2 rRNA genes are annotated in these 384 nt (G+C 50.8%); both read left to right on the forward strand.

Annotated elements, in window-relative coordinates:
• Window positions 1–89: ribosomal RNA gene (locus KJS47_RS23845) — 16S ribosomal RNA — on the forward strand; the annotation flags it as partial.
• A 176-nt stretch (window positions 90–265) separates the two neighbouring features.
• Window positions 266–384, forward strand: a 23S ribosomal RNA gene (locus KJS47_RS23850); the annotation flags it as partial.

Here is a 384-nt window from a genome sequence, read left to right on the forward strand (position 1 = left end):
GGAGCCAGCCGCCGAAGGTGGGGTAGATGATTGGGGTGAAGTCGTAACAAGGTAGCCGTATCGGAAGGTGCGGCTGGATCACCTCCTTTCTATGGAGTATCCGCATCGGTGAGATGCGATACAAATCCGGTTTGTTACTCACTCGTGTTCAGTTTTGAAAGGTGCATACCTTTCAGTCTTGTTCCTTGAAAACTAGATAGCGAAGCAAGAAACATCCTTTAGTTGAAGGTTAGTTCTGACGATGCTAACGCATCGCAGATTAGTAGGTTAAGCTACTAAGAGCACACGGAGGATGCCTAGGCGCTAGGAGCCGAAGAAGGACGTGGCGAACAACGAAATGCCTCGGGGAGCCGTAAGCGGGCTTTGATCCGGGGATGTCCGAAT

Source organism: Paenibacillus sp. J31TS4 (assembly GCF_018403265.1).
GTDB lineage: Bacteria > Bacillota > Bacilli > Paenibacillales > NBRC-103111 > J31TS4.